The organism is Streptomyces montanus, from assembly GCF_005786655.1.
GTDB lineage: Bacteria > Actinomycetota > Actinomycetes > Streptomycetales > Streptomycetaceae > Streptomyces > Streptomyces sporangiiformans.
Genome location: NZ_VBZC01000008.1, coordinates 108,506 through 125,603, shown reverse-complemented (window position 1 = coordinate 125,603; position 17,098 = coordinate 108,506). Strand labels below are relative to the sequence as shown.

The 17,098-nt window shown below is 68.6% G+C and carries 14 protein-coding genes and 1 pseudogene; 10 read left to right on the top strand and 5 right to left on the bottom strand.

The window, feature by feature from the left end; all coding sequences use genetic code 11:
- Positions 1 to 197 precede the first annotated feature (197 nt).
- On the top strand, positions 198 to 2,405 hold the full coding sequence (locus tag FE633_RS09145) for an MMPL family transporter (RefSeq protein ID WP_138044598.1): 2,208 nt from the start codon (positions 198 to 200) through the stop codon (positions 2,403 to 2,405).
- A 115-nt stretch (positions 2,406 to 2,520) separates the two neighbouring features.
- Positions 2,521 to 3,348, top strand: coding sequence for a response regulator transcription factor (locus tag FE633_RS09140; protein ID WP_138044597.1), 828 nt, complete (start codon positions 2,521 to 2,523; stop codon positions 3,346 to 3,348).
- An 80-nt stretch (positions 3,349 to 3,428) separates the two neighbouring features.
- Here FE633_RS09140 and FE633_RS47075 read toward each other — a convergent pair whose 3' ends face one another.
- The gene (locus tag FE633_RS47075) at positions 3,429 to 3,596 is read right to left on the bottom strand and encodes a hypothetical protein (RefSeq protein WP_171059870.1); all 168 of its coding nucleotides are present in this window, start codon (positions 3,594 to 3,596) and stop codon (positions 3,429 to 3,431) included.
- 24 nt (positions 3,597 to 3,620) lie between these two features.
- Between FE633_RS47075 and FE633_RS48180 the strand changes: the two are divergent.
- Positions 3,621 to 3,803, top strand: a pseudogene (locus FE633_RS48180) (XdhC family protein); the annotation flags it as partial.
- 299 nt (positions 3,804 to 4,102) lie between these two features.
- Here the strand turns inward: FE633_RS48180 and FE633_RS09125 are convergent.
- Positions 4,103 to 5,257: a substrate-binding domain-containing protein gene (locus FE633_RS09125; protein ID WP_138044596.1), complete on the bottom strand. Its 1,155-nt coding sequence runs from the start codon at positions 5,255 to 5,257 to the stop codon at positions 4,103 to 4,105.
- Positions 5,258 to 5,684: 427 nt separating this feature from the next.
- Here FE633_RS09125 and FE633_RS09120 point away from each other — a divergent pair, with 427 nt between their 5' ends.
- The 4 genes from FE633_RS09120 to FE633_RS09105 are packed head-to-tail and all read left to right on the top strand — an operon-like array spanning position 5,685 to position 9,644.
- On the top strand, positions 5,685 to 8,144 hold the full coding sequence (locus tag FE633_RS09120; RefSeq protein ID WP_246113517.1) for an ATP-binding protein: 2,460 nt from the start codon (positions 5,685 to 5,687) through the stop codon (positions 8,142 to 8,144).
- Positions 8,141 to 8,617: a roadblock/LC7 domain-containing protein gene (locus FE633_RS09115; RefSeq protein WP_138044595.1), complete on the top strand. Its 477-nt coding sequence runs from the start codon at positions 8,141 to 8,143 to the stop codon at positions 8,615 to 8,617. The genes FE633_RS09120 and FE633_RS09115 overlap by 4 nt, the downstream gene beginning before the upstream one ends.
- Positions 8,618 to 8,635: 18 nt before the next feature.
- Positions 8,636 to 9,079: a DUF742 domain-containing protein gene (locus FE633_RS09110; RefSeq protein WP_138044594.1), complete on the top strand. Its 444-nt coding sequence runs from the start codon at positions 8,636 to 8,638 to the stop codon at positions 9,077 to 9,079.
- Positions 9,027 to 9,644 carry a GTP-binding protein gene (locus FE633_RS09105; protein WP_138044593.1) on the top strand — a complete coding sequence of 206 codons (618 nt, stop codon included), beginning with the start codon at positions 9,027 to 9,029 and terminating at the stop codon, positions 9,642 to 9,644. Before FE633_RS09110 ends, FE633_RS09105 begins: the two co-directional genes overlap by 53 nt.
- A 407-nt stretch (positions 9,645 to 10,051) precedes the next feature.
- On the opposite strand, the gene FE633_RS47070 is transcribed toward FE633_RS09105, so the two are convergent.
- From FE633_RS47070 to FE633_RS09095, 3 genes are all read right to left on the bottom strand, one after another.
- Entirely contained in the window at positions 10,052 to 10,261 is a 210-nt protein-coding gene (locus FE633_RS47070) for a hypothetical protein (RefSeq protein ID WP_212747189.1), read from the bottom strand.
- Positions 10,262 to 10,466: 205 nt separating this feature from the next.
- Entirely contained in the window at positions 10,467 to 10,685 is a 219-nt protein-coding gene (locus tag FE633_RS47065; RefSeq protein WP_171059868.1) for a hypothetical protein, read from the bottom strand.
- A gap of 48 nt (positions 10,686 to 10,733) precedes the next feature.
- Positions 10,734 to 11,618: an AraC family transcriptional regulator gene (locus FE633_RS09095; protein WP_138044592.1), complete on the bottom strand. Its 885-nt coding sequence runs from the start codon at positions 11,616 to 11,618 to the stop codon at positions 10,734 to 10,736.
- Between the two features lie 350 nt (positions 11,619 to 11,968).
- Between FE633_RS09095 and FE633_RS09090 the strand changes: the two genes are divergently transcribed.
- From FE633_RS09090 to FE633_RS09080, 3 genes are read left to right on the top strand one after another with little or no spacing between them, the layout of a single operon-like run.
- Positions 11,969 to 14,119: a hydantoinase/oxoprolinase family protein gene (locus tag FE633_RS09090; protein WP_138044591.1), complete on the top strand. Its 2,151-nt coding sequence runs from the start codon at positions 11,969 to 11,971 to the stop codon at positions 14,117 to 14,119.
- Between the two features lie 57 nt (positions 14,120 to 14,176).
- Positions 14,177 to 16,414: a hydantoinase B/oxoprolinase family protein gene (locus FE633_RS09085; protein WP_138044590.1), complete on the top strand. Its 2,238-nt coding sequence runs from the start codon at positions 14,177 to 14,179 to the stop codon at positions 16,412 to 16,414.
- A gap of 32 nt (positions 16,415 to 16,446) precedes the next feature.
- Positions 16,447 to 16,965 carry an acetone carboxylase subunit gamma gene (locus tag FE633_RS09080; RefSeq protein WP_138044589.1) on the top strand — a complete coding sequence of 173 codons (519 nt, stop codon included), beginning with the start codon at positions 16,447 to 16,449 and terminating at the stop codon, positions 16,963 to 16,965.
- Positions 16,966 to 17,098 lie beyond the last annotated feature (133 nt).

Sequence of the window (17,098 nt, the reverse complement as noted above, 5' to 3'; positions counted from 1 at the left end):
TTTGACGAGAGTGGCGCACGCAACAGTCGGACGACTCGGTCGTACGACTTGAGCAAGTGATAAAGTCGGCCTACCGATTGAGGCGCCGTCGGCATCGGCCCGTCCCGTGGCCGGAGTCCGACCGGAGGCCCCTCTGCTTCCCCCGCCCATGTCTGCGCTCGGGCGGGCGGGATGCCCACCGTCCTAGGGAGTTCGTCATGGCCGTCCTGCTCCACCGGCTGGGCCACAGCGCCTACCGGCACCGAAAGCTCGTCCTGGGCATATGGCTCTTTGTCCTGGCCGCGCTCATCACGTGCGTCAGCGTCTTCAGCGGCAAGCTCGACGATCGCTTCGCAGTGCCCGGCACCGAGTCGCAGCGTGCGGTGGACAGTCTGAGCAAGATCCTTCCGGAAGCATCGGGCGCGGGCGCCCAGATCGTCTTCACCGCCCCCAAGGGCCACCAGGTCACCGAAGCCCCCTACGCCGCGACCATCGCCCGGACCGTGGCGGAAGCCAAGAAGGCTCCTCAGGTCAGCGAGGTCGTCGACCCCCGCGCCTCCGGCGCCGTCTCGGCCGACCGGACCACGGCGATCGTCCAGGTCCAGTACCCCGTGCCGCACGCGCAGGTCCGTGCCTCATCGGTGGACGCGATCGAGGACGCAGCCACGGCGGCGGAGAAGGGCGGCCTCAAGACGTCGGTGGGCGGGTCCGTCTACAGCAGCAAAGGCGTCCACGTCGGCCCGTCCGAGATCATCGGCGTGGCCGTGGCCCTGCTCGTACTCGTCGTCACGTTCGGTTCGCTGCTGGCCGCCGGCATGGCGCTGCTGCCCGCGCTGATCGGTGTGGCGGTCGGTCTGGCCGGGCTGCTCGCTCTCGCGCCCGCGGTCAGCATCTCCTCCACGGCGGTCACGCTCGCCCTCATGCTGGGCCTGGCCGTCGGCATCGACTACGTCCTGTTCATCCTCTCGCGCCACCGACAGCAGCTGGCCCGCGGAACCGACCCGAAGGAATCCATAGCGCTGGCCACCGGCACGGCCGGAAGCGCCGTGGTCTTCGCCGGCACCACCGTGATCATCGCGCTCGCCGCGCTGAGCGTCATCGGCATCCCGTTCCTGACCACGATGGGTCTCGGGGCCGCCGGAGCCGTACTCATCGCCGTGCTGGCCGCGATCACCCTCGTCCCCGCCGTCGCGGGATTCGCCGGCGCACGGCTCACCCCCAAGCCCGGCAGCCGCGCCGCCCGACGGGCAGCTGACACCGAGGGCTCCACCGGCCACACCACCATGGGCACCCGATGGACCAAGTGGGTCATCGCCAAGCCGCTGCTGACGGTGCTCGCCGTGGCGGGCATCCTCGTGACCCTCACCCTGCCCGCCACGGACATGCGCCTGGCCCTTCCCGACAACGGCTCCGCCCCGCACGCCTCCGCCGAGCGCAAGGCCTACGACACGATCAGCGACAAGTTCGGTCCCGGCTTCAACGGCCCGCTCCTCGTACTGGCCGAGACCAAGAACGGCACGGCTACCGCGAGTGCACAGGCCGACGCCCAGGTGGCCCAGAAGCTGCGGACCCTCAACAACGTCAAGGCCGTCCTGCCGCCCCAGCCCACCAGCGACTCGGCACAGAGCGTCATCACCGTCCTGCCCGCCTCCGGCCCGGACAGCGTCCGCACCGGCCAACTCGTCCGCGACATCCGCGAGGCGGCGCCCGACATCCGTGAGACCACCGGCGCCTCCGTCGCGGTCACCGGCACCACCGCCGTCAACATCGACGTCTCCAACCGGCTCAGCGACTCGCTGCTGCCCTTCGTCGCCATCGTCGTCGGCCTCAGCCTGCTCCTGCTGATGATCGTCTTCCGATCGCTCGTGATCCCCGCCAAGGCCGCCGTCGGCTTCCTGCTGTCGGTGGGCGCCTCGCTCGGCCTGGTCGTCGCCGTCTTCCAGTGGGGCTGGCTGGCCGACGTCCTCGATGTGCCGCACAGCGGCCCCGTCGTCAGCTTCCTGCCGATCATCCTGATCGGCGTGCTGTTCGGACTGGCCATGGACTACGAGGTGTTCCTCGTGTCCGGGATGCGCGAGGAATGGGCCCACACCGGCCGTGCCCGCCAGTCGGTCGTCGACGGCGCACGCCACAGCGTACGGGTCGTCACCGCGGCCGCACTGATCATGTTCACCGTCTTCGCCGGGTTCTTCCCCCTGGACGACTCCCTGATCAAACCCATCGCGTTCGCCCTGGCCGTCGGCGTGGCCATCGACGCCTTCGCCGTACGTATGACGCTCGTACCCGCGGTGCTCGCCCTCGCCGGGCGGGGCGCCTGGTGGCTGCCTGCTTGGCTGGACAGGATCCTGCCCGACCTCGACGTCGAAGGGACCAGCCTCCAGAAGGCTCCGGCGGCAGACCAGAAGGAACCCCAGCACGTCTCCTGAGTCCGTAGTCCGTCGGGTGGCCTCGCGGCGACGACCGCGTCGCGAGGCCACCCACCCGAGCGGCGCCGCAGCCGCCCGAACCCCCACCCCCTCAAGGCGACCCAAGGGACGAACGATGCACCGGGTACTCCTGACGGCCGGCCCCGCTCTCACACGCGACGCCTACGCACGCATCATCGAGGACTCCGCCCTCCTGACCGTCCAGGCCCAGATCCCCGACCTCACCCACGCTCTGGCCCAACTCCCTTCCCTGAGACCCGACATCCTCCTCATCGACGCCGTGGCCCTGGCCCCCTCCCCACGGACCACGACACTGCTGTCCCTGCGCCGCGCCGCCGCCCACAGCCGGCTCGCCGTCATCGGCGACACACCCGCCGAGGAGATCAGTTCACTCCTGCGTGCCGGAGTCACCGGCATCCTCAACCCACGCATCGAGGCCGGCCCTTTCGTGGCGGCACTCGCCCTGATCAGCCAGGGCGGAACGGTCGTCTCCTCGCCGTCCACCACCACGAGGATCTTCGCCTCCCCGGCGAGTCCCGTGCTGGACCAACTCTCCACGAGGGAGCGCCAGATCCTCGCCCTGATTGCCACCCAACCGGACAACAAGACGGTGGCACAGCTCCTCGGCATCAGCCCGCTCACGGTCAAGTCCCACGTGAACCGGATCCTGGGAAAGCTCGGCGCTTCCTCCCGCGCCCACCTGGTCACCATCGCCTACGAAAGCGGACTCGTCAGCCCCGGACCGCCGGCCGAGGAGGCGTCCGCCTCCGAGAGCCCCCGGCCCGTGCAACTGGAGTTGCGGTTCCGATCCGTGGGTTCGGCCGAGCAATTGCTCGTCTTCGGCCCGGCCGTCGAAGTGGTGGAACCGACCGAACTCCGTGATGCCCTGGTCCACAGGGCCCAGGAGACCACCGCCCTGTACGCCGGAGCCCAGACAGGCTGACACATACGCCTCGTCGAACCGGCCTGGACCAACACTGCGTTCGACGCGGCCAGCGTGCGGCCAGACCGGCCCCTGGACGTCTACGCCAAGCAGCGCCACGTCTTCGCGAGCAGTCCCTCGTGCTGTGCCCGGTTCAGGAGTTCGACGGTGGCCATGTCCAGGCGTTCGCCGAGGGCCAGCGACTCGGCGGCGAACGGGACCGCGACCAGCAGCGGCGTGCTCCGCCGGGTGTGCGATGACGCGTTCATCGCCTGCGGCAGTGGCGATCATCCAGCCAGGCCGGACGCTTCCTCGGCTACCGGGTAACCGTCTGCGACGCCCGCCCCGTCTTCGCCACCCCCGCCCGCTTCCCGCACGCCGACGAAGTCCTCGTCGACTGGCCCCACCGCTACCTGGCCGCCACCGAGAAGGACTCCCGCACCGCCATCTACGTCATCACCCACGACACCAGATTCCGCCCCGGCCCCCGTCCTCGCGAGCAGCGGATTCAGTCGGCTGGGCCCACCACTCCCGCCGGCTTGGGAAAGCCCCTCAAAATCACCCACAGCGGCTTGCCATTCCCGCACGCGGAAGCACGCAACGGCCCGGTCGCATCGTCAAAGACGGTGAGGACGCAGAGTGGTCCCGGCGCTTGGACAGGTCCGGTGGGACGGCCGGGAGCCGGTCGTCGAGGGCGGTTGGTGACGGGCTCCCGGGTGATCGCGAGGTGCTCGAGGGTTTCGGCTTCCCGCGGCCGGTTCCGCAGTGCGTACGGCTACTCGCTCCAGATCCTGCGGTAGGCCTCGCGGTAGCCCTCGGCGTCCCAGGACAGTGCGCCGCCGCTGTTGGCGGCGGTGCTGATGTGGACGGGTGCGACGTATCCGCTGGCCGGCTTGCCGGCGAAGGCCCGGTTGAACTCGTCGATGATCTGCCATCCCTGCTCGGACAGGGGCTCGGGCACGGTGGCCGCCTGGAACTGTCTGCCGTTGATGCGTTCGAAGGCCGATGGGTCGCCGTCGCCGGCACCGATGTTGTAGGGAGCGCCGGCTCCGCCCTTGCCATCGGCGCGCAAGGCTGCGGTGGCGTGGTCGAAGTACAGGTCGTTGATGGCGGCGGAGTAGGTCCACTTGCTGCCGAAGCGGGACAGAAGGGAGGAGACCACCTTGATGGTGCGGCTGTTGGCCTGGGGAATGGGGATGTCCTCGTAGCTCAGCAGACTGATGTCGGAGCAGGTGGCGAGTTCCTTCTTGATCAGGTCGGACTTGCGCTTGGCGAAGGGTATGGACGCGTCGGTGAACAGGACGACGCCCGCGCGACCGTCCGACCGGGCGATGATCCAGTCGGCGCTGATCTTCGCGACGTCCTCGACCCTGGTGGTGATGTTGCTGAAGAGCTCGGGGTCCGCGCTGGGGCCCGGAGCGGCGACGGCGTGCCAGCCGATCAGCGGGATGTCGGCTGCCTTGGCCTGCTCGACCTGGCGGGCGGTGGGCTTCGGGTCGAAACCGCCGATGACGATGCCGGAGGGTCTGAGCGCGAGCGCCTCGTCGAAGGCGTCCCGGATGCCGGCGGGCGTGCCCTGTCCGTTGATGGTACGGACGTCCCAGCCCATGACTTTGGCTGCTTCCTGGACACCCTGGGCGACGCCGGCGACACCGGGGTTGGTCAGGGTCTGGGCGATGTAGACGATGGTCTTGTCGGGGACGGCCGTGGGGCCGGTGGTGGGGCCATTCCAGGGGGCGTTCACGTCTTCGGCCTTCTTGACGACCCGCTTGGCGCGGGCGAGGACGGTGGGGCAGCCGGGCTCCGCGGACTCGGGGGAACCGGCGCTGGATGCGGTGCTGCTCGAACCGCGCTCGCAGCCGGCCATCGCGGTGGCGGCCACGGCCAGGAGCGCAGCGGCCGTAACGGCCGCCTTGCGGGTGTGGTGCACGGGGTCTCCTCACAGGGCGCGAGAGGTACGGGGGCTTGCATGGGGGGAGGGAGGAGAGGGGCGGGTCTCGGACGGCGACGGCCCCGGGGCACGGCCTGACGTCAGGGCGAACGAGGCCCGGCACCCAGGCGTGCTGGGGTGGGAATGTAGCAGGGCGCCGGGAGAGGCTGTCGGCAACTGACGGTGGATGAGGTATCTACGCGCGGCGAGGGACGAAAAACGGAATGTGTAATCAACTGTTGCAGGAATGCCCCTTGTCAACGCTCGCGCAGACGGTAGTCTCACACGGCCAGTTCCGGACAAGTGGCCGAAAGTAACTGCCCTCCCGGGGTGCACCTCGCCGGTGCCACGTCCGCTCTCCGGTGTTGGTGCGGTCCGGAAGTGACAGCACCCGGTCACCGCTCAGGAGCCATCGAAGGAGGCCCGGGTGCCCGCGAACACCGTGGACCCATCGCTCGCACTCGCCCCGGCGGAACCTGCGCGCACCTCGCCGCGGTTGCGGCGGCAGGCCGCAACTCTCCTCGACCGATGGCCGTTCCGGCGCAAGCTCAACATCCTGGTGATCGCGCCGGTCCTGGTCGTCGGCGCGCTGCTCGGCGTCGGCGTCAGCGGCCAGGTGGAGCAGGCCCGGGAGGCTGACCGGATCGCGGCGCTGGTGCGCGACAGCAAGCAGGTCACGCGGCTGATCAACGATGTGCAGGCCGAACACCGGCTGGCGCTCGTGCTGTCCGTGCGGTACGACTCGGCCCGCCCGGGAGCCGACCTGCCATCGACCGCCGAGTACCGCAAGGCACAGCGGAACACCGACACACAAATCGCCGACGTGCGCTCGGCATTCGGATCGAGCCTGCCGAAGGAGGAGGCTCAGGCCCTGGATTACCTCCGGGATCTGGCCATCCTGCGCGACAAGCTGAAACGGGGATACGTTCCTGCAGCCGACATCGACCCCGCCTACGCCGCAGCGGTCGACTACCTGATCGACGGCATCAGGCTCGACAGCCTCTCCGGCGGCTCGTCATCCTCGGCCGTCACCCTGCTCGACACGGTCGTGCGCGCCGACGCCGCGCACGCAGCATTCGAAAGTGCCGTCTTCTCCGCGCAGACCCGTGATGCCAACGCGCTCACCGAGTACACCCGCGCGGTCGGTGCCCACGAGCTCTACGAGCACCAGGCGGCCCGTTTCCAGCGGATCGCCACGCCGAAACAGGTCATGCTCCTCGGCGGCATCGAACGCGCTGCCGAGCAGAACGGCATCGAGTCGCAGTTCGCGCAGCTCCAGATCGATCCGGCGTCGCTGCAGGGCCAGACTCCGGCGCAGTTGCGCAAGGGGATCACCACCGGGACCAAGCAGGACGAGACCCGCCTGCAGATCACCGGGTCGTTGATCGAGCAGATCGCCGCCCGTGCCGATGCCGCCTCCGCGAGCGCCCTGCACAAGGCGCTGCTCATGGTCGGTCTGGCCGTGCTGAGCTTCGCCATCTGGCTGACCTTCTCCGTCCTGGTCCGGCGCTCGGTCCTGCGCCCGGTGACGGCCCTGACCGATGCCGCCCAGCAGGTCGTCGACGTCGCGGGCGAGGAACTCGCACGGGTCGCGGACGACGATGCCACCGACGGCACTCCGCTGCGGACACGGCCCATCCCGGTGCCGGTCCGCGACGAGATCGGCGAGCTGGCCGAGGCGTTCAATCAGGTGCAGGTCGCAGCCGTCCAACTGCTGGAGCGACAGGTGCAAAGCCGCCGCAACGTCGCCGAGATGTTCGGCAACGTCGGGCGCCGGGTCAGCAACCTGACCTCGCGTCAGCTCCTCCTGATCGATGCCGTCGAACGCGAGGAGACCGATCCGGACCTCCTGGAGCAGCTCTACCGCATCGACCACATCGCCGTACGCCTGCAGCGCAACGCCGAGAGCCTGATGCTGCTGGCCGGTATCCGGGAGACCACCCTCGAGGCCCGTCCGACCACCCTCGCCAACGTCATCCGGGCCGCGCTCGGCCAGATCGAGGGGTACCAACGGGTGTCCCTGCGGTCGGAGACGGAGGTCACCATCGCGCCCGACATCCAAGGCGACCTCATGTTGATGCTCGCCGAACTGCTCGAGAACGCGGTCGCGTTCTCCCCGTCCGAAACGTCGGTGGAGGTAACCGTCCGGCCCGGCACCGACGTCACAGCGGACGGCGGGGCCCTGGTCGAGGTCATCGACCACGGACTGGGCATGAGCGCGGAACACCTCGCCGAGGAGAACGCCCGGCTGGTCCGCCGGGAACGCCTTGACCTGGTGCCGACGAAGGTGCTCGGCCTCTTCGTCGTTGGCGCCCTCGCCCGGCGCTGGGGCGTACGGGTGGCCCTGAGCCGCACACCGGGTGGCGGGGTCACCGGTACGGTCTGGATTCCCTCCCCGCTCCTGCTGACGATGAGTCTCGTGTCCTCGACGCCCTCCTCCGAGTCGTCCTCCGGGCTGGACCCGGCCGACGCACCGGCGACTGTCCCGGCCGTGTCCGAGCAGGAACCCGGCACTCCGCTGCCGGTGCCCGCCACCCCCGCCCCCGTGCCGCAACGCCGGCCGGTGTTCCTGTCACCGGAGGGCCGCCTGCCCCGCCGCACCAGAACGGGGTGCGGCGCCGGATCCGACGAGCCCACGAAGGAGTCCAGCACTCCGTTGCGGCGGCGGGTCCGGGGCGCCACGCTCGCCATGACCACGCCGCCCGCCGATCGGGCGATCCCGACGGTGCTGCGGCCCGTCGACGCCGAGGCGGTCCGTTCGGAGCTCGACGAGTTCGAGGACGCCGTACGCAGGGCGGAGCGGGACAGCGGCATTCCCCGGCCTCGTCCCCCGGAGGACCGATCACCATCGCCAGAACAGCAACCCCAGAAGGAGTCGGGCCAGTGACCACGTCGACAGGTGACAGCCGTTCTGAGCGGACGGAACCAACCGACCTGCGAGCCGCCGCGGACGACTTCACCTGGCTGCTCGACCGGTTCGCCACGGAGACGGCCGGGGTCGTCGACGCCATCGCGGTGTCATCCGACGGGCTGCTGATCGCGGTCTCCCAGCTGCGCGACCAGGCAGACTCCGAGCGGCTCGCGGCGATCGTCTCCGGCCTCACGAGCCTCGCCGCGGGCGCCTCCGGCAACTACGGCCTGGGCGGCCTCAACAAGGTCATCATCGACCTGGAGGGCGGCCATGTGCTCGTGTCGGCCATAGGCAGCGGCGCCGTCCTCGGAGTTGTCACGTCCAAGGAGGCGAAGCTCGGCAACATCGCCTACGAGATGGCTCTCTTCGCCAACCGGGCCGGGGATGCGCTCACTCCCCAACTGGTGCTCGAACTGAAGAACAACGTCGGCGCCACGTCGGCCGGCTGACCCTGAGGAGGGATCGTGATGGCCGTCCGTGGACCAGGACCACGCGAGACAGAAGGGGACGGCGACGGCTCGCCGGAGCCCGTCGGCCGCGCCCCCGCGATCCGGCCGTTCCTGTTGACCGCCGGCCGGGTGTCGGGCGGCGGTACCGGGTCCGCGCTCCCGCTCGAGACCCAGGTCGTGGCCACATCGGACGGGCTCGCCGTCCTTCGCTCACTTACGTTCGAACACCGCGACATTGTGGCTTCCTGCCGACGGCCGCAGTCGGTGGCGGAACTTGCCGCCCGACTGGGACTGCACCTCAACGTCGTGCGGGTGCTGGCCGAGGACCTGTGCGCCGCCGATCACCTGGCGGTCTACGTGCCCAGCGCCAGAACAGCCCAGGACATCTCCGTACTGCGAAGGGTCATCGATGGTCTTCGTGCCGTCCCCGACTCACGGGGCACACTCCGCAACAGCGGTTGAACAGCCGCCACTGCCGGTCAAGCTGGTCATCGCCGGTGGCTTCGGGGTGGGCAAGACCACCGCCGTGGGCGCGATCTCCGAGATCCGGCCGCTCACCACCGAGGCCGCGATCACCGAGGTCGCGGCGGGCGTGGACGACCTCAGTCACACCCCGGGCAAGACCACGACCACCGTCGCCATGGACTTCGGCTGCATCACCATCGACCCGACGCTGAAGCTGTACCTGTTCGGCACACCGGGCCAGGACCGGTTCGGCTTCATGTGGGACGACCTGGTCGAGGGAGCACTCGGCGGTCTGGTGATCGTGGACACCCGCCGCCTGGACGACTGCTATGCGGCCGTGGACTACTTCGAGCACAAGGACATCCCGTTTGCGGTCGCCATCAACGCGTTCGACGGGAAGATCGAGCATGACCTGGACGAGGTGCGGTGGGCGCTGGACCTGACCGAGCAGGTACCGCTGATCGTGTTCGACGCGCGGGAGACGGGCTCGGTCAGGGACGCACTCCTGGTCGTCCTCGACGTCGCCCTGTCCCGCGCCGAAAAGGCCGCCGCAACGACCTGAGCATTTCCGAGACCGGCCCGGTGGGTGATCGGCCGGCGCGGCACCGATGGGCCGGCCGTGTGCGACCGGACACTCCCGCGTCCTGCCCGAGGTCATGGCACCTGCCTCGTCCGCGCGGGTCCGGCTGCACGCCACGCTCCAGCCAGGTCCGGATGGGGGCCACGTACGCGGGGACAGCTCGGCAGCGTTCGATGAGCCCGAGGTGCTGCCGCAGGTCCGCCCCGTGCACGCGGTGATCCCCCACAGCGGGTTCCACTTGGCATGCCGTGAGGTCGCCTACCGCTGCAGAGGCTGGAACCCTCGCGCGGCGGATTTCCCTTCCAACGCGTAAAGGCTCCACCCCCGAAGGCTCTGCGGCGGGGCTCGTCCGGGGCTCATGCATCCGGAGGGGCCCCACACGGGTTGCTTCACCATGCGGGGCCCGCGGCGGGAGGAGGCGGCACCCCGGTCACCGGCGGACGCAGCCTCGACGACGTCCGCCGCATCCGCACCGAGCGCCTGGCCGACGACAACGCGCTCGTCACCATGGCGTACGCGCCGCTCGGCCCGTCCTTCACGCCCGTCGAGGTGGTGTCCGAGGAATGGCGCGTGGCGGACGAACTGGACCTGCGTGTCACGTTCCACGTCTCCGTCACCCCCCTCACCTCCCAGCCGATCTCCGCCCTGCGCGATGCCGGACTGCTGCGCGAGAAGATCCTCTACGTCCACGGCAACACGCTCGGCGACGACGAGCTGAAGCTGATCGCCGACTCGGGCGCCGCCGCCTCGGCCGCGCCCGGCGCGGAGGCGATGCTGGGCAACAACTCGCCCGTGGCGGGCCGGCTACGCCGCGCGGGCGTCACCACCGGCCTCGGCGTCGGCTCCGTCGCCTCGCAAGGGCGGGAGGGTTGCCACCACCACCATGGCCCCCGACGCCGACACCCTCGCCGCCGCCGGGCTCACCGGTGGCATGGTCCAGGCCCACCCGGTCCGCGAGACCACGGCGAGCGCAGCGCCTCCGCCGCCGTCGTCGCAGGCCAGGAGCTGGCCACACGGCCGCATTTGGGTACGTTCGCGCTACAGACGGGCAGTACGCCGGATCCGGGGCGATCAGCTTTCGGACCTGAACTTGCCCGGTGTCGTCCCCAGTCTTTGCTGGAAGACGCGTGTCATGTGGCTCTGGTCGGAGAACCCACACAGCGCGGCGATTTCCCGCAGCGGGTTGCTTGTCCGCTGGAGCATGAGTTGGGCCCGGGAGACACGCTGCTTGGTGACGAATTCGTGTGGCGTGGTCCCCATGGTCTGCCGGAATCGCCTGGCGAAGTGGTAGCGGCTCAGGCCGACACAGTCGGCGAGGTCGTCGAGGGAGATGTTCTCGCGCATGTGTGAGCGGATGAATTCCTGGATGGTGCCGATCTGCCGCGTGGTGAGCGTGTCGCTGGGGGTGTGCTCCCGGAACTGCACCTGGGCGTGACGTCGCAGGATGTGCACGGACAGCTGACAGGACAGTGACTCGATCAGCAGTGGACTGCCCACATCGCTGTGTGCGGCTTCGGCCGCGATGTGCATGGCGGTGCGGTGGATCGCCGGGTCGTTGGCTTTGAGGACGTCGTTGAGTTCGATGTCGGCGATGTCGCGTTCGTACATCTGGCGGCAGGTCGCGGCGAGTTCGTCCTGGGTGAGGTAGACGTGCACGACCTCGATCCCCTCGGGCCAGACCCAGTGGGATTCGGCGGCGCGGGTGAGCAGTGAGACGTCGCCGGGGCCGAGGTGTTCGGTCGACCAGTGACCGTCGAAGCGTCGTCGCATGGCCGTGGTTCCGCGACGGTAGGCGACGATCATGTAATCCCGCATGGGCGGGACTCCGACATCGGAGCCGCTGTAGCGGTATCCGCGTACCGACATGCCGTCCCAGCCCTGCTCGGGACTGTGCACCGTGAGACGTCCGGGCACCCAGACCGGAAGCTCGTCCGGCCCGATCAAGTGTTGCGCCATCGGCCTGTCCTCCACGTCGACATTGACGCTCGGCAACGGGCTGTTCGGCGAGTGCGCGGCCGCCTGCTGCGTTTCGACGCTAACGCCTGCGGGCGGTATGCGACAGGTCACGGCGATCGTCGCGCCCGTATTTTCAAGCCGCACAGCGGATTGTTCAACGCATTCGACATCCCCAAAACGCAGTGACCTGCGCCGTTGCCTGCGTCTTGGCGAAGCGCGCGAGACCGTTCAACGGCTCGGCGTATCCGTTCAAGCCTTCTCGGTGCGTTTCGGTGCAAGGTCCTGGGCCATCAGGTGGGCGCCCGTAGCTCGTTACGGCGCCGCGGCTTCCGTGTGATCGGAGATGCACCGTGACGGCTCAAGATCAATCACTCGGCGCGGGCGAGAGCAACTGGGTCGCCCTGGACGCGGGCGGCACGATGACCGACGCGGTCATCGTCAGCGATGACGGCCGGTTCCTTGTCGGCAAGTATCTGACGAACAAGCAGGACGAATCGGTCAGCTTCATCGGGTCGATCGCCGATGCCGCGAAGACCGACGGCAAGCAGTTGTCCGAGGTGATGCCGCACAGCGAGGTCATCGTCTACGCCGGCACGATCATGCTGAACACGCTGCTCAGCAAGACCGGTTCGACGGTGGGGCTGCTGCTGACCCAGGGCTTCGAGGACTACCTGCTGATGGAGAAGGCCGAGGGCGGCTGGCTGGGCTATCCCTATGCCGACCGGCTGCACACCGTGACCCATCACCACGACGATCCGGTGATCCCGCGGGACCGGGTGCATGGTGCCCAGGAACGCATCGATCTGTTCGGTCAGGTCACCGTCCCACTGCGGGAGGAGGACGTACGGGTCGCCGCGCGCGAGTTGGTGGCTGCCGGGGTCGAGTCGATCGGTGTGATGTTCCTGTTCTCGCACATGAACCCCGCACACGAGCAGCGTGCGGCGGAGATCATCGCCGAGGAGGCACCCGGCGTCTCGGTCGTGCTGTCCTCGGCGATCGCGCCGACGCACAAGGAGTACACCCGGCTGGCCAGTGTCGTCGCGCAGTCCTACGCGGGGGAACGGGCCCGCAAGCACTTCAAGGCCGTGGAGCAGAAGGCGCGTTCGGACGGTTTCCGGCGGGAGGTCTCCACGCTGCTGGCGCACGGCGGCACCGTGCCGGTGGACACCCCCCGGCTGTACGAGTCCTATGTGTCCGGTCCCGTCGGTGGGGTGCTGGGCGGACACTTCGTCGGGGAGATCCTCGGTTCGGACAATGTGGTCTGCTGCGACATCGGGGGAACCAGCTTCGATGTCGGCATCGTCCGCGACGGCACCATCCCGATCACCCGGGAGCCCACCCTGCTGAGCTTCCGCACCAACATCCCGATGATCCATACCGAGTCGATCGGTGCCGGGATGGGGTCGGAACTGGGGATACACCCGCTGACCGGGAAGCTCACCATCGGGCCGCGGAGCGCGGGGTCGGATGTCGGTGTCTGTCTGAACTGGCCGAACCCGACGATCACCGACTGCCATCTACTGCTGGGCTATCTGGATCCGAACAACTTCCTCGGCGGTGACGTTCCGCTGGACAAGGACGCGGCGCAGGCGGCGCTGGAGCCGATGGCCAAGCATTTCAAGGTCGGCGTCATGGAGTTCTGCGAGCGGGCACATCAGCTGGTCACCGAGTCGATGCGGGAGTTCCTGTCGAACATGCTCCGTGGCCGTGGATACACCACCGAGGAGTACTCGATGCTGATGTACGGCGGTGGCGGGCCGCTCGGCCTGTCCGGGGTGCTCGACGGGCTGGATTTCAAGGAGGTCATCACTTTCCCGTTCGCCGCCGTCTTCTCGGCATTCGGTGTGCTCTGCGCGCCGCGGCGCTACCGCTACCACCAGGCGACCATCGCGGCGTGTCCGGCCGGGGACGACGGTCCGGCCCGCGCGGTCAAGGGCGCGGCGATCGAGGCGATCAACGCGGCCTGGGCATCGCTGGAGGAGCGCGCGCGTCAGGACTTCGCCATCCACGGCTGGGATTTCGGCGCGGCCAGGCTGAACCGCTCGGCGTATGTGCGCTTCACCAACCAGCTCTCGGACTTCGAGGTCCCCTGGGACGGTGAGCGGCTCAAGTCGATCGACGACCTCCACGAGCTGATGCGCGGCTACGAACGCGTCTACACCAGCATCTATCCGAAGCAGGCCCTCTACTCCGAAGTCGGTTACCAGATCCTGGAGCTCGCGCTCTCCGCCGATCTGGAGACCCCCAAGCCGGCCATCCCGGTGCTGGACCTGCACGGCAGGACCCCGCCCTCGTCGGCGATCAAGGGAACCCGGCCCGGGCACTGGAAGGGCGAGGACATCACCTTCCGGATCTACGAGATGGACGAGCTGCAGGCCGGCAACGTCGTGGGCGGCCCGGCGGTGATCGAGCACCCGGCGACCACACTGCTCATCCCGCCCACCCATCACGTCGAGTTCGACAGCCGCCGCCTCATTCACTACCGCGCCGGTCAGGCCTGATCCCCGATTCGCCTGAACCCCGTTCGTCCCAAGGTGACGTGAAAGGCAGGACCCCACATGACCAGCGAGAAGCCGACGCTGCTCGAGCAACTGACCCGCTGCGAGGAGCTGTTCGAAGAGACCGGTCACTACCAGGGCTTGACCGAGCTGCCCAACCTGGAAGCCGACCCGCTGCAGTTCGAGTCGTTCCACTCCCGGCTGCTGTCGACCATCATCTCGACGCGCGAGACGATGAAGTACATCGCTTCCTCCCCCGCGGTCCGGGACTTCGAGGAGTTCGTGATCGGGCTCTACACCCCGGAAGGCGACGCCATCGCCCTGTCCAGCGGGATCATGGTGCACGTCCACACCCTGTCCGAGTTCATCAAGTTCATGATCAAGAACGGGTACGAGGACAACCCGAAGATCCGGCCCGGGGACATCTTCGAGAACAACGAGGTGTGGGCCGGCGGCGTGCACACGCCGGACGTCATGACGGTCATCCCGGTCTTCCACGGCGACGAGCTCATCGCCTGGGTCGGCGCGGTCGCCCACGAGTTGGAGGCGGGCACCTACGAGGGGCCGGGCATGTCGGTGCTCACCCCGGACCGCTACGGCGAGGGACTGCACATCAGCGCGGAGAAGGTCGGCGAGGACGACCACTTCCGCCACGATTACATGCTGCGGCTGCGCATGGGCCTCAGGAACGCCAACTGGTGGATCCTCGACGACAAGGCCAAGCTGTCGGGCTGTCTGATGGTCCGCGAGGCGCTCACCGAGATCGTCGAACAGTTCGGCCTGGACTACTACAAGCAGTCCACGAAGGAATTGATCGAGGAAGGCCGCCGGGAATTCCTCAAGCGGGTCCGTACGACCATGGTGCCGGGCACCTATCGCGGGCTGACCATGCCGGTGCACAAGCGCAGCCACGTGCCGTTCGTGCACCCGCTGGCCAAGAACGACTTCATCGACCTGGTGCGCCAGGAGATGACGGTCACCGGTGAAGGCCGCATAGAACTCGACTACGAGGGTTCGACCGGCTGGAGCTTCCACCCGTTCAACTGCGCCCCGGGGCCGATGAACGGCGGCTTCTGGATCACCCTGACCCAACTGCTCAACTACGACGGCCGGGTCAACGACGGCGCCTATCTGGCGGTCAAGCAGTACCTGCCCGAGGGATCGATCGTCAACGCCAACTACCAGGGCGTCGCGACCTCATTGGCCTGGTGGACCCTCATCCCGATCTTCGCCAATGTCTGGCGGCTGATGGGAATCAGCTGGTACGCCAGAGGATTCACCGAGGAGATCCTGATGTCGACCCCGACCTGCATGGTGGGGGTCACCGGTTTCGACCAGTTCGGCGGACCGACCGGCTACAACAACTTCGAGATGGCCGGCGAGAGTTTCGGCGCCCGCGGTGTCGCCGACGGCATGGACTGCGGCAGCCCGATCTGGAACTCCGAAGGCATCCAGGGCGACGCCGAGGTCTGGGAGCTGACCGGCCCCAACGTCTACCTCGGCCGCAGCTTCGTCCCCGACCACCAGGGCTACGGCCGGTTCCGCGGCGGGTCCGGCTGGCAGTCGCTGTGGATGGTCCGCAACTCCGACGTGGTCAACGTGACCCTGTCCGGATCCGGGTGCATGAACGGCGGCGTGTTCCACAAGGGACTGTTCGGCGGTTACCCGCCGGCGGGGTGGAAGTGCCTGTGGGCCACCGGGACCAACATCGCCGACCTCATCGCCCGGGGAGAGAAGCTGCCGTCGAGCCTCGAGGAGGCCGAACGCATGCTGCTGGACGGCACGATCACCGCCGACGACTGGTACTGCGGTCCGGACAACCAGTGGTCACCGAACCTGCGGGAAGGCGACCTGTTCGGCGTGCTGTACTACGGCGGCGCGGGATACGGGGATCCGCTGGATCGCGAGACCTCCGCCATCGAGAAGGACCTCGCCAACGGACTCATGACCACTGAGGGTGCCCGCACCGCGTATGCCTTCGCGGGCACCGACACCGACACCGACGCGGAACGCGACCGGCGGCGGCAGGCCCGGCTGGCCGAGTCGGTGCCCGCGACCGAGTGGTGGGAGGCGGAACGCGTCCGCGCCACCGCGGGTGAGGTCTCCGACATGGTGCACCACACCTTCGCCCGCTCGGCCAAGCTGTCCGACGTCCTCGTCGCCCAGTACAAGGCGTTCTGGCAGCTCGACGAGTTCCCCTACACCGAGACCGGCGAGCCGAACTTCTCCGCTCCCGCACCCGTCGGCTTCTACCACCCGACCTCGTCCAGCCGCCCGCGGCCGGACACGGCTTCCTGACCGGACGCGGCTCCCTGAAAGAGGACACCACCATGACCGACGACGACCGCTCTCCGGTCTCCAGCCAGGAGACCACGACCGCCCTGGTGCGGCGCAAGCTGTCCTGGGAGGAACTGCTCGGCCTCATGCGGGCCCCGAAGGACGGGTCCCGCTTCGCCGAAACGCTTGTCGCACTGCAGCAACTCGTCGACTGGGACGAGCAGATCCTGCTCCCCCTCGGGGAGAACCTGTTCATCGTCGCCAAGGGCGGCGAGGCCATCGTCAAGACGAAGGCAGGCGCCGAACTCGGCCCCTGGAACGGAAACTGGAAGATGCAGTGCCGGGTGATCGTCCGGCGCACCCGCGAGGACTTCCTCAGGATCTACCCGGAGGAACACCTCACCATCGACCCCGACCTCGTCGAGATCCGCGAGTTCCTCTGCCCGGTCAGCGGCACACTCCTCGACGTCGACTGCGTCCCGCCGACCTTTCCGGTGGAGGTCGACTTCACACCCGACCTGGCGACGTTCTACACCGAGTGGCTCGGCCGCGACCTGCCGGTCACCCTCTGAAACCCGCCGGTCCCGGCGTCGCCGGGACCGGCGTCTGCTCGCAGATTCATCGACAATCTCGCAGATCCGTCGGCATTGAAGGAGCAAACGGAATGACTCGCGACCAAGCCGGCGCTGGATGCGGCGCACCCGC

Excerpts from the sequence above, each read along its gene's own strand:
- FE633_RS09145 (WP_138044598.1), top strand. The coding sequence starts at position 198 with ATGGCCGTCCTGCTCCACCGGCTGGGCCACAGCGCCTACCGGCACCGA.
- FE633_RS09140 (WP_138044597.1), top strand. The coding sequence starts at position 2,521 with ATGCACCGGGTACTCCTGACGGCCGGCCCCGCTCTCACACGCGACGCC.
- FE633_RS47075 (WP_171059870.1), bottom strand. The coding sequence starts at position 3,596 with ATGAACGCGTCATCGCACACCCGGCGGAGCACGCCGCTGCTGGTCGCG.
- FE633_RS09110 (WP_138044594.1), top strand. The coding sequence starts at position 8,636 with ATGGCCGTCCGTGGACCAGGACCACGCGAGACAGAAGGGGACGGCGAC.
- FE633_RS09105 (WP_138044593.1), top strand. The coding sequence starts at position 9,027 with ATGGTCTTCGTGCCGTCCCCGACTCACGGGGCACACTCCGCAACAGCG.
- FE633_RS47065 (WP_171059868.1), bottom strand. The coding sequence starts at position 10,685 with ATGCGGCCGTGTGGCCAGCTCCTGGCCTGCGACGACGGCGGCGGAGGC.
- FE633_RS09095 (WP_138044592.1), bottom strand. The coding sequence starts at position 11,618 with ATGGCGCAACACTTGATCGGGCCGGACGAGCTTCCGGTCTGGGTGCCC.
- FE633_RS09085 (WP_138044590.1), top strand. The coding sequence starts at position 14,177 with ATGACCAGCGAGAAGCCGACGCTGCTCGAGCAACTGACCCGCTGCGAG.
- FE633_RS09080 (WP_138044589.1), top strand. The coding sequence starts at position 16,447 with ATGACCGACGACGACCGCTCTCCGGTCTCCAGCCAGGAGACCACGACC.